General features: G+C 37.5%; 10 protein-coding genes and 1 other annotated feature. Of the genes, 1 reads left to right on the top strand and 9 read right to left on the bottom strand.

Annotated elements, in window-relative coordinates; translation table 11 throughout:
• Positions 1-11 precede the first annotated feature (11 nt).
• Positions 12-2,654 (bottom strand): valine--tRNA ligase, encoded by a 2,643-nt coding sequence (locus tag KGF86_RS04380; RefSeq protein WP_211741242.1) that lies wholly within the window; start codon positions 2,652-2,654, stop codon positions 12-14.
• A 130-nt stretch (positions 2,655-2,784) separates the two neighbouring features.
• Positions 2,785-3,013: a binding site (T-box leader), on the bottom strand.
• Between the two features lie 139 nt (positions 3,014-3,152).
• Here KGF86_RS04380 and KGF86_RS04375 point away from each other — a divergent pair.
• On the top strand, positions 3,153-3,341 hold the full coding sequence (locus KGF86_RS04375) for a hypothetical protein (protein ID WP_186870280.1): 189 nt from the start codon (positions 3,153-3,155) through the stop codon (positions 3,339-3,341).
• Here KGF86_RS04375 and KGF86_RS04370 read toward each other — a convergent pair.
• The 8 genes from KGF86_RS04370 to hemA all read right to left on the bottom strand — a co-directional run bounded on the left by KGF86_RS04370 (position 3,338) and on the right by hemA (position 11,890).
• Positions 3,338-4,357, bottom strand: coding sequence for a phosphotransferase (locus KGF86_RS04370; protein ID WP_186870279.1), 1,020 nt, complete (start codon positions 4,355-4,357; stop codon positions 3,338-3,340). The genes KGF86_RS04375 and KGF86_RS04370 overlap by 4 nt on opposite strands.
• A gap of 68 nt (positions 4,358-4,425) precedes the next feature.
• A complete protein-coding gene (spoVID, locus tag KGF86_RS04365) occupies positions 4,426-5,448 on the bottom strand; it encodes a stage VI sporulation protein D (RefSeq protein WP_211741241.1) in 1,023 nt (340 codons plus the stop codon).
• A gap of 248 nt (positions 5,449-5,696) precedes the next feature.
• Positions 5,697-6,983: a glutamate-1-semialdehyde 2,1-aminomutase gene (gene hemL, locus KGF86_RS04360; RefSeq protein WP_211741240.1), complete on the bottom strand. Its 1,287-nt coding sequence runs from the start codon at positions 6,981-6,983 to the stop codon at positions 5,697-5,699.
• Positions 6,984-6,997: 14 nt separating this feature from the next.
• Entirely contained in the window at positions 6,998-7,984 is a 987-nt protein-coding gene (gene hemB, locus KGF86_RS04355) for a porphobilinogen synthase (protein ID WP_211741239.1), read from the bottom strand.
• A 5-nt stretch (positions 7,985-7,989) separates the two neighbouring features.
• Positions 7,990-8,745, bottom strand: a complete 756-nt coding sequence (locus KGF86_RS04350; protein ID WP_211741238.1) for a uroporphyrinogen-III synthase — start codon at positions 8,743-8,745, stop codon at positions 7,990-7,992.
• Entirely contained in the window at positions 8,745-9,674 is a 930-nt protein-coding gene (gene hemC / locus KGF86_RS04345; protein ID WP_186870274.1) for a hydroxymethylbilane synthase, read from the bottom strand. The genes KGF86_RS04350 and hemC overlap by 1 nt, the downstream gene beginning before the upstream one ends.
• A gap of 14 nt (positions 9,675-9,688) precedes the next feature.
• Complete coding sequence (locus tag KGF86_RS04340; RefSeq protein ID WP_211741237.1) at positions 9,689-10,507, bottom strand: cytochrome C assembly family protein; 819 nt, start codon at positions 10,505-10,507, stop codon at positions 9,689-9,691.
• 12 nt (positions 10,508-10,519) lie between these two features.
• Positions 10,520-11,890: a glutamyl-tRNA reductase gene (gene hemA, locus KGF86_RS04335; protein WP_186870272.1), complete on the bottom strand. Its 1,371-nt coding sequence runs from the start codon at positions 11,888-11,890 to the stop codon at positions 10,520-10,522.
• Between the last annotated feature and the right edge of the window lie 6 nt (positions 11,891-11,896).

Raw genomic sequence — 11,896 nt, 5'->3', positions numbered from 1 at the left:
CTTGATGTTTATTATGATTTTAGTTCAGCTAATCGTGCTTGTACTGCTGTCTGTTTCTCTAAATAATCCTGTTCCTTTTTCTTCTCTTCTTCCACTACCGCAGCTGGTGCCTTAGCGACAAAGCCTTGATTGGAAAGCTTCTTCTGAACTCGTTCCACTTCTTTATTCCACTTTTCTAGTTCTTTCTCTAATCGGGCAATCTCTTTATCGAAATCAATTAGCCCTTCTAATGGTAAGAAGATTTCAGCGCCAGTAATAACTGCTGTCATTGCTTTTTCAGGAGCATCGACTTTAGATGCAATAACAAGCTCGCTAGGGTTACAGAATCGTTCTAGATAGCCACGATTATGTTCAAGTTCTTTGACGATTGCCTCATCCTTCGCTTGAATTAACAGGCTAATTTGCTTCGACATTGGTGTATCGACTTCGGCACGGATATTACGTACAGCCTTAATAATCGACACAAGACGCTTCATTTCTTCTGATGCCTTTTCATCATGGAAGTCTTCCTGAACCTTAGGCCATTCAGCAATCGTAATTGATTCCCCTTGATGTGGTAGCTTCTGCCATATTTCTTCGGTAATGAATGGCATGAATGGGTGTAGTAGACGCATAGTCTGATCTAGCACATAGGCTAATACAGACTGTGTCGTCTTCTTCGCCTGGTCATCTTCCCCATATAATGGAAGCTTAGCCATCTCAATATACCAATCACACAATTCATCCCAAATAAAGTTATGAAGATGTCTTCCTGCTTCACCAAACTCATACTTATCAGTGTTACGTGTTACTTGTTCGATGGTTTCATTTAATCTTGTTAGAATCCATTTATCTGCTAAAGATAGCTCACCAGTTAAATCAATATCTTCATACGTAAAACCTTCTAAATTCATTAGAGAGAAACGTGATGCATTCCAGATTTTATTGGCAAAATTCCAGGTTGATTCTACTTTTTCCCAATAGAAACGCATATCCTGGCCTGGTGATGTCCCTGTTAATAAGAAATAACGTAGTGAATCTGCACCATATTTCTCGATGACATCCATTGGATCTACACCATTCCCAAGTGACTTACTGAACTTTCTACCTTCTGAATCACGGATTAATCCATGGAGTAATACATCTTTAAATGGTCGTTTTCCAGTGAACTCTTTCGATTGAAATGCCATACGAGCTACCCAGAAAAAGATAATATCATAACCAGTAATTAAAACATCTGTAGGGAAATAACGTTTAAAATCCTCAGCCTCTTCATTTGGCCAACCCATTGTAGAGAACGGCCATAGTGCGCTGGAGAACCATGTGTCTAATACATCCTCATCTTGCTCCCAGTTTTCTATATCACTAGGCGCTTCTTTTCCAACGTATAATTCCCCTGTTTCTTTATGATACCATGCTGGAATACGATGTCCCCACCATAATTGACGACTAATACACCAGTCACGAATATTTTCCATCCAGTTTAAATATGTTCGTTCAAAGCGTTCTGGAACAAAGTTAATTCGTTCCTCGGTATTTTGCATTTCTAATACAGAATCAGCAAGTGGCTGCATTTTTACAAACCATTGTGTAGATAAATACGGTTCAACAACTGCCCCACTACGTTCTGAATGTCCGACTTGATGAACATGTTCTTCAATTTTGAAAAGGACGCTCATATCCTGTAGGTCTTTTACTATTTGCTTACGGCATTCAAAACGGTCCATGCCTTCATATTTGCCTGCGTTTTCATTCATGGTGCCATCTTCATTCATTACGAGTACACGCTCAAGATTATGACGATTTCCTATTTCAAAATCATTAGGATCATGAGCTGGAGTAATTTTAACTGCACCAGACCCAAATTCCATATCAACATATTCATCAGCAATAATCTGGATTTCACGTCCAACAATCGGAAGAACAACTGTTTTACCAATTAGGTGTTGATAGCGTTCATCCTTCGGGTTTACGGCAACCGCAGTATCACCAAGCATCGTTTCTGGTCTTGTCGTCGCAATTTCAATTGTTTCATCACTATCTTTAATTGGATATTTCATATGATAGAAATTGCCGTTTACTTCTTTATAAATAACTTCAATGTCTGATAGAGCCGTTTTCGTTACTGGATCCCAGTTAATGATGTATTTACCACGATAAATTAGTCCTTTTTCATATAGCTTTACAAACACTTCCTTAACAGCTTCTGATAAGCCTTCATCGAGTGTAAAGCGTTCTCTTGAATAATCTAACCCTAGACCTAATTTTTCCCACTGAGATCTTATAAAGGACGCGTATTCTTCCTTCCAATCCCAAGCTTTTTGTAGGAATTTTTCTCGACCAAGTTCATAACGGTTTGTGCCTTCTTCTTTCAGTCGTGCTTCTACTTTCGCCTGTGTCGCAATCCCTGCATGGTCCATACCTGGTAACCATAGTACATCATAGCCTTGCATCCGTTTCATACGGGAAATGGTATCTTGCATTGTTGTATCCCATGCATGACCAAGGTGTAGGCGACCCGTTACGTTAGGCGGTGGAATTACGATAGAAAATGGTTCTTTTTCTGGATCTCCGGTTGCTTCAAAGTATTTCCCATCTAGCCAAAACCTGTAGCGGTCTTGCTCTACTGCTTGTGGGTCGTATTTCGGTGGTAGAGTTGTGTTGTTTTCTTGCATTAATATCAGCCTCCTTTAAAGTTAAGGGTAATGTGATTTCCTTAGCCACTTAAAAAAACAATAATGATTAGGCCTTTATCAAAATGAAATCAAAGATTTACCCGAAATAAAAAAAACCTCTTCATCCTAAATAAAGGACGAAAAGGGTTGAATTTCCGTGGTACCACCTTTGTTTACAGGTAATGTATCCCTGTACACTCATTGTTTGATATCGGTTATGAACCGGCAAGCTCCTACTACTAATTCAGAGTTGCTGCATCAAGGGCGACCTTCCAAAACGTTTACCTAGAAAACTCTCACCACTGTTTTCCTCTCTTTGAGGTAACTATTCTGTACTCTTCCCTCTCATATGCTTTCGTATATGATTATTTTCTTATTTTAGCCAATTTTAATCCTAAAATCAACTATTATTTAGATAATGGCACGAAGTAGCTTGGTTTATACATATAGTATTAAAAAAAGAAGTATTTGGTGCATTCTTTATGGAGGTGATGACATATGGCAAGATATTATCGTTACCGATTACCACCATGGGCTAGAAAGTGCTTAATTATTGCAGAACAGATTACACTACCGATACTTATTTTCCAATTAATCCGAACTATTTTTCTCCCAACAACTTTTGATGTCTTACTAACTTTATTGTTAGCAGGAATTTATATTGCTTTTTATTTGAAGTGGATTTAATCCTCACTGCTACTTTCATCCAGTGGTACCATTTCAAATTCCTCCTCCACAAATAAAGAAAAACGTATCCCAAACATTAATTGACGATGATATCGCTGTAGCTTTACTACTAATTCCATCGTGCTGTTAGAAGATTTATCTTCCACATACGTATCGATGGCGCTTATATATTCTGAAGGATCAAGTAAATAAAGCGCTAATAGTGTTAGTTCGCGATTTTCCAACTGGTTTTCATCTGTATATAGCTTAAATTGTTCCAACAAAGGCCCTACCTCTGTATCATGGTAAAAGGTTTTATGCTTCCATAATAAAGTCAAATCTATAATGGGGTGGTTATAAGTTGCCTTCTCCCAGTTAATGAAATAAATCTGATTCCCATGAAGAACATGGGAATCTTTCACATTTCCATGACAGAGACATACTTGCCACTCTGCTAATTCTTCAAGAGATTCTAAGTATTGATTCAGTCGCTTCTCTACGATAAAAAAGACTTGCACAAGGTCACGGTACTGTGTACAAACTAATAGTTCGACCGGTGACATAAAATGTTTCGATTCAAAATTTTCTACATGAACTAGTAGCTTCTTTCTTAGCTCCATTATTTGTTTTTTATAGACGAGAAAATTTTCCCGTGCATTTTCCAATTCTTTCTCGTTTAACTGCAGTGTTTTCCTCGTTTTTGCATGAATATATCCAAGATGTTGATATACTTTTCCAATAGAAGGATGTCGATTACTTGTTTCGATCCAGGGGGTTAAATAATAGATATCCTCTCCATCCTTCGTAAATAGTTCTCCTTTTTGGTTTACATATACTGGTACGATATGTTGTATATTCTGGGCATGTGCCATATGGTAGATGTCTAACCATAATGGAACTCTTTCTTCTTGTAGATTACTTCTCTTTAATGCATATTTCTGTTTATTACCTTGAATATGATATAGACGTTCGGTTACTTTTTCTATATCAACAGGAAAGACATGATACGATTCTAGAATTCGCCGAACATTCTCCAAGAGCTTCACCACCTATAAAGTATCCCATTAATATACCCCTTGATTTTTGACCAAGGGGTATACGTTGTTCATTTATTTTTCACAGGAATATAAAGTAATTGACCTTCTGTAATATCATCATCCTCTAATCGATTTTGGTTACGGATATGAAGCGTTGTTGTTTCATATCGTTCAGCCAGGGATTCTAATGTATCTTTTTCCTGAACAATGCACAGCCTTACTTTTGCGTATTGTTCTTCCCCACCTCGGAACATATCGGCTAGATAGGTCAAATCTGCTTTTTCAGTCCTACTTTCATCAGAATCATCCAGACTATAAGTCTCTTCCTCCGAGGATGATGGTTCATGCAATTCCTCTTCCACCTCTATTTCTGGCTCTTGGTTTTTATTAAAGAATTCGTCAAAGGTTTGTGTTTTTTGCATGAACTTCCATCTATCATCTTCAATAGAATCATTTATTTCTTCTTGCGACAAGGTTGGAAGTGGCTCTGGCGAATCTTCTATGTAGGTGGAAGATTCGTCTTCATGTTTTACATCAAATTCAAAAACCTCTTCCTCATTTCTTGCTAGAGCAGGTTCTTCTTCTTGAAGTGCTTCTGTAGTAGGCTCTTCGTCTGCTTCTACTTCTACTGCTGCTTCTGCCTCCTCCTCTTCTACTTGATTACGTATACCATGAATTTCAATAGTGGAACGCAAATACAAGTGATCTGATTCTGGTAATTCATAATCAAACTCCGAGATGAAAACAGTTACATCATCTAAATTTTCCACTCGATAGGATGGGACAGTGATTTCAACAGGAAAACGATGCCTAAATTCAGCAACACCATACTCTGCGTCAGTAACCCTTTCCATATAACGCTTTGAATCATACCCGTCTAGGTACGACTCCGTGCTCTCACCTATGGTTTGAGCTTTCTGATAAGAACCTTGTAATTCAATTACACCTCTAATGGAAATAAAATCAGCAAATTCTTGTATAGAAATTTCCGGTTCCAAGGAAATCCCCATAATTTCAGCAACTTCCTGACCCTTTTCAAAGTACAATGACTCATTCAAGTCAAAACGAAATAAATTCTGTTCGTTTACCAAGTGGTTTCCTCCCTTCAAAACATACATTCCATATGCCTTATCTCTTAATTATCTATATGAGTCAAGACCTTAGGATATGCTAAGTAGAGGAAATCTCTTAGTGGAAAAACGTATTTTTGATTTGTGAATATGGAGTGGGTTATAGATTAACTAGGTGGATTATTAGGAAAGGCTAGAGATACAATAAAAAACGAACTAATCTGCCATTCATGTTAACAGAATTGCATTAGTTCGTTTTTTTAGATTAGTTATGCAAGCTGTGAAAATGCTTTTCTAGCTGCTTGAATTGTTCTTTGGATATCTTCTTCAGTATGTGCAGTAGATAAGAATAAACCTTCGAATTGTGATGGTGGTAAGAAGACGCCTTCCTCTATCATAATTCGATAATACTGATTAAAATGATCTAAATTCGATTTGGATGCAGTAGCAAAGCTAGTCACTGGTTCTTTTGCAAAGAAAACGCCAACCATAGATCCTGCTCGATTTATCTGCAAGGGAATATGATAATCATTCGCAGCTTGCTGATAGCCTTCTACTAATAAATCTACTTTCTTATTCATTTCTTCATAAGATTCTTTCGTTAAAGCACTTAGCGTTTCATATCCTGCAGTCATAGCTAATGGGTTCCCAGATAATGTTCCTGCTTGATATATCGGCCCTGCAGGTGCTACTTGTTGCATAATTTCGCGCTTACCACCATAGGCTCCAACTGGTAATCCTCCACCAATTACTTTACCTAAGCATGTCAAATCCGGTGTCACGTCAAAATGTCCCTGTGCACAATGGTAACTTACACGGAAACCTGTCATAACCTCATCAAAAATTAACAGTGATCCATGATCTTCTGTTATCTTTCTGAGAAATTGTAAGAATTCATTAGTAGGAGGAACAACACCCATATTACCACATACTGGTTCCGCAATAACCGCTGCAATGTTATGACCATATTTCTCAAAAGCAGTACGCACACCCTCTTGATCATTATAAGCAACAGTAATCGTATTTTGTGCAATTGTTTTCGGTACACCAGGGCTGTCTGGAAGACCTAAAGTAGCAACACCAGACCCTGCTTTAATTAATAATGAGTCACCATGGCCATGATAGCTACCCTCAAATTTCAAGATAAGATCTCTACCAGTAAATCCACGAGCTAGTCGTAATGCGCTCATCGTCGCTTCTGTCCCAGAGTTTACCATACGAACTACTTCAATGGAAGGTACTCGGTCAATTACTAACTTTGCTAGTTTATTCTCCAGTACCGTAGGGGCACCAAAGCTTGTTCCATTTTCAATAACTTCATGTAGCTTACTAACAACTCGTTCATCTGCATGCCCTAAGATAAGCGGTCCCCAACTCAACACGTAATCAATATACTCATTACCATCAATATCTTTGATTTTAGACCCTTTTCCACTTTCCATAAAAATTGGGTCCATCCCTACCGATTTAAATGCTCTAACCGGTGAGTTAACACCACCGGGCATCAAATTAACCGCTTCTTGATACGCATCAATTGATTGATTGAATTGTTTCATCATAACCACCTCGTTTAATTTTCTTCCTTCAACCACTTCGCCACATCTTTAGCAAAATAGGTAATAATTAAGTCTGCACCCGCACGTTTCATCGACGTTAATTTTTCCATTACTAAACTCTTTTCTTCAATCCAACCATTTAAAGCTGCTGCTTTTACCATGGAATATTCGCCACTTACATTATAAGCAACAACTGGCAAGTTAAAATGATTGCGGACATCACGAACAATATCTAAGTAGGATAGTGCTGGTTTTACAATTAAGAAGTCTGCACCCTCTACCACATCCGATTCCGCTTCTCTTAATGCCTCTAGGCGGTTGGCAGGATCCATTTGATAGGATTTACGGTCACCAAATTGTGGTGTACTGTCTGCTGCATCACGGAAAGGACCATAAAAGGCAGAAGCGTACTTCACTGCATAGGACATAATAGGTATGTTGGTAAACCCTGCTTCATCTAAGGCTTGTCTAATTACTTTGACAAATCCATCCATCATATTAGAAGGTGCAATTATGTCAGCACCAGCTTCCGCTTGCGATACCGCAGTTCGGGCAAGTAATTGTAAGGATTCGTCATTATCTACATCATGGTCATGAATCACTCCACAATGGCCATGAGATGTGTATTCACAGAGACAGGTATCGGCAACTATAAGAATTTCTGGATATGCGCGCTTTATCAATCTTGTTGCCTCTTGGACAATTCCAGTTTCAATAAAAGCACCTGTACCAACTTCATCCTTATCATTTGGGACACCAAATAGAATGATTGATTTAATACCAAGCTCGACAACCTCTTTCACTTCATCTAATAGAAGATCCATGGATACTTGATAGACGCCAGGCATAGAAGGTACTTCATTTTTCACATTACTACCTTCTACAACAAACATTGGATAAATAAAATCTTCTACATGGAGATGGGTTTCTCTAACCATTGCTCTCATCGAATTAGATGACCGTAAACGGCGATGACGTTTAAATTCAGTATTACTATTCATGTAACTCAATCCTCTCTTTTATTCATTAACATTACTTCGATCATAGACTCAATCGTATAGGTTTCTGGAGTAATCATATTCTTAAAGCCAAGCTGTCTCGCCCTTGCTTCTGTTGTCTTTCCAATACAAACAATTTTCGTATATTCTGGTAACGTCATAGTAGAAAACGTTGTAAAAGCTTCGACCGTAGATGGACTTGTAAATGTAATAAAATCAAATGATACTTTCTCTAGCACCTGTCTTAATTTAGTTTCAACATCAAAATTATAATTTGTATCATAGACGACCAAGGATTGGTGTTGAACACCAGCCTTAGATAAACCCTTCGCAACAACATCTCTAGATCTATTACCTTGAACTAATAAGACCTGTTTTATTTCCTGATATTTTTCTAGAAACTCTATTACTAGATTTTCACCATCGTAAATAGACGGGACAAAATCGGGCTTATATCCATAGTTAGCTAGAACTGTTGCAGTTTTTTTTCCTACAACAGCAATTTTCACATTATCCAGTGTTACGTCCTCTTCCTCTAGGATAGAAAAAAAACAATCCACACCATTTACACTCGTGAAAAAAATCCATTCTAACGTATCCATATTCTGTAATCTTTGTACGATATCTACTGCGCTTCTACTGGTAATCTTTAATAAAGGTACCTCATATACATTAGCCCCATTATCAAGGAGTTGATTGGTAAATTTTTTTGCCAAACTCGCTTCCCTGGTAACCAATACATTCTTCCCTGCTAATGGAAGCATTACTGATCTAACTCCTCTTTTACGCGTTCAATAATATCTTTTGCACCTAGTCGTAACAACTTCTCCGCCGCTTCTTTTCCAACCTGTACCGGGTCTGTACCTCGTACGACTTCTTTAAGAATGGTTTTACCATCTGGTGTACCAACAAGGGCGTTTAGGACGACATCTTCATTTTCTAAATGAGCGAATCCGCCGATGGGAATTTGGCAGCCACCTTCTAATAAATTCAAATAAGTCCTTTCAGCAGTCACGGTTTTAACGGTATAAGCATCATTTATTTTTGCTAGTATATCATTTAATTCTTGGTCATCTTCACGGCTTTCAATAGCAAGTGCCCCTTGACCTACCGCAGGCACACAAACGTCTGGTTCTAAGTACTCTGTAATCAGATCCTCATTTAAGCCGACACGCTTTAATCCAGAGACTGCTAAGATAATGGCATCGTAATCTTCTTCTTGTAATTTACGAATTCTCGTTTCTATATTTCCACGAATCCATTTAATTTCAAGATCCGGTCTTTCAGCAAGGATTTGCGCAGCACGGCGAAGACTACTCGTACCAACTACTGCTCCTTCTGGTAACTCTCTTAATGGAACTTGATTTTTCGATATAAGGGCATCCCGGTGATCTTCCCTAACTGGAATAGCTGAGATAATTAAGCCTTCTGGTAATGCAGCAGGCATATCTTTCATACTGTGAACTGCAAAATCAATCTCCTTATCATAGAGAGCTTTTTCTATTTCCTTGACGAATAATCCTTTACCACCAACTTTAGACAGTGTGACGTCCAGGATTTTATCTCCTTTGGTTACAATCTTTTTAACCTCAAACTCGTTTTCCACTCCTGCCTTTTTCAGCTCGTTAATCACCCAATTCGTCTGAGTTAGGGCAAGGTTGCTCTGTCTAGATCCAACGATAATTTTACGCATAGTAATCCTCCTAGTTAAATGTGAAAATTTGAGAGCCTAGTAAATAAAAAGAAGTTAATAATCAATATAAAAAATGCAAAAGCATTGTAGGTAGCAAGAGATTTTCCAGCCATTCGCCGTACAACTCGTAGTAGTAAATACGTGATATAGATACCCAAAACTAGTATCGACCCTATTGTTTTTAAATCAAACCAATAAAATTCAACATCCTCGGTATATGCCCACGCAAATCCTAAAATGATACCAATTAATAATAATGGGACACCAATGGTGATCGTACGAAACGTATAACGCTCTAGTCGGTTTAAGTCCCCTAATTTCCATACCCATTTTATCGCTTTCTTTTCTTTTAAGAAATGATATTGCACAATATACATAAGAGAAAATATAAACGAAATGGTAAAGAAACCGTATGAGAGAATTGCCAAGGAAATATGTGCAATTAATATTTCATCAACAAGCTGTATCCCACTCTCTGTCACCTGGTTTTTCGCGACAAGCGATATATGCATCAGTAAGACAAAAAATCCAAACAAATTAATAAAAAACACCATGAAATACGTTTTAAATAAGCGATTCATTAGTACAGAAAAGGTCACTAATACCCATGCGTAAAAATATAAGCTATCGGTTAACGTTGCAATAGGAAATCGATTCTCTGTTATAACAGTAGATAATAAAAAAACGGTTTGAAAGAGCCAAACCATACAAAGTAACCAGAAGGCAGATACATTTGCCTTCCGGTTTTGCTGTACAAAATCAATAAAATAACATATCAGACTTAATGCATAAACACATAGTATTCCTTCATAGATCCAACGTACCTCTACCATACGACAAACCCTTTACTGCGTTACTTCCGCAAATTTACTCGCTAATGGAATCTCTTTCTTTAATGATTGAAGTAATTCATCATTTTTAACTGCTTGTTTAGCGAACTCTTCTTTCACTTCTTCTTCAATACCAAAGATATCAACAAATAGCTGTAACGCCTCACTTGCATTATCTGTGCCTGCTAGTTCTTTTGCTTGTGTAATCGGATCCTTAAGTAATTGATTAATAATACTTTTCGTGTGCTTACTTAATACCTTCTTCTCTCGGTCAGTTAAGTCAGGCATCTTTCGCTCAATACTTTTCATTGTTTCAGCTTGAATGCAAAGTGCTTTTTTCCTTAATGCAGATATTACTGGAACAACACCTAATGTTTTCATCCATTCTTTAAAGGTAATGATTTCTTTCTCTAGTTGTAATTCAATTTGCTCTGCAGCTTTCTTACGCGTTTCTAGATTCTCATCCACGATATGTTGTAAATCATCAATATCATATAAAAATACATTATCTAATTTCCCTAATTCAGGATCCAAATCTCTAGGAACAGCAATATCTACTAAAAATAAAGGTCGTCCTTTACGTTTCTTTTGAATTGGTTCTAGCATGTCATGTGTCATGACAAACGAATCTGATCCAGTAGAACTGATTAATATATCGGTATTTTCTAAGACTGCACTTAAGTTATCCAGCTGTTCTGCTTGTGCATGAAACTGTTCTGCTAGCATATTTGCCTTTTCCAAAGTTCGGTTTACTACCGTTATTTTCGTAGCTCCAGATCCTTGTAAGTTTTTAGCAGCAAGTTCGCCCATCTCTCCAGCACCAACAATTACGACATGTTTATCTTGCAACGTTCCAAAGATTTTCTTGGCTAATTCGACAGCAGCATAGCTAACCGAGACGGCATTTTCACCGATGGCAGTTTCTTTTTGAGCTCGTTTAGCAAAGGTAATGGCTTGCTTAAATAACTCGTTAAAAATGGTTCCAGTAGCTTTTACTTCTTGTGAAGATAGGAAAGCCTGTTTAACTTGTCCAAGTATTTGCGTTTCCCCAAGCACCATAGAATCAAGTCCTGATGAAACTCTAAATAAATGCTCAAAAGCCCCATCATCCTCTGTTATTCTTAAAAAAGAGGCAAGCTCTTCTTTATCAACATGAAACCAATCAGCTAGAAACTGCTTTATATAATAACGCCCTGTATGTAGTTGATCTACTACAGCATAGATCTCTGTACGATTACAGGTTGATAAGATGACATTTTCTAATATACTTTTTCTTGTTTTTAATTCTTGCATAGCATCCTGAAGAGAGTTTTCTGAGAAAGTTAGTTTTTCTCTAATTTCGACAGGGGCTGTTTTGTAATTTAAACCAACTTTTAAAATATGCACCGTATC

This window comes from Ornithinibacillus massiliensis (assembly GCF_018310345.1).
Taxonomy (GTDB): Bacteria; Bacillota; Bacilli; order Bacillales; family Amphibacillaceae; genus Ornithinibacillus; species Ornithinibacillus massiliensis.
The sequence above is the reverse complement of the archived record's forward strand: the minus strand, read 5'-3'. Positions and strand labels throughout refer to the sequence as shown.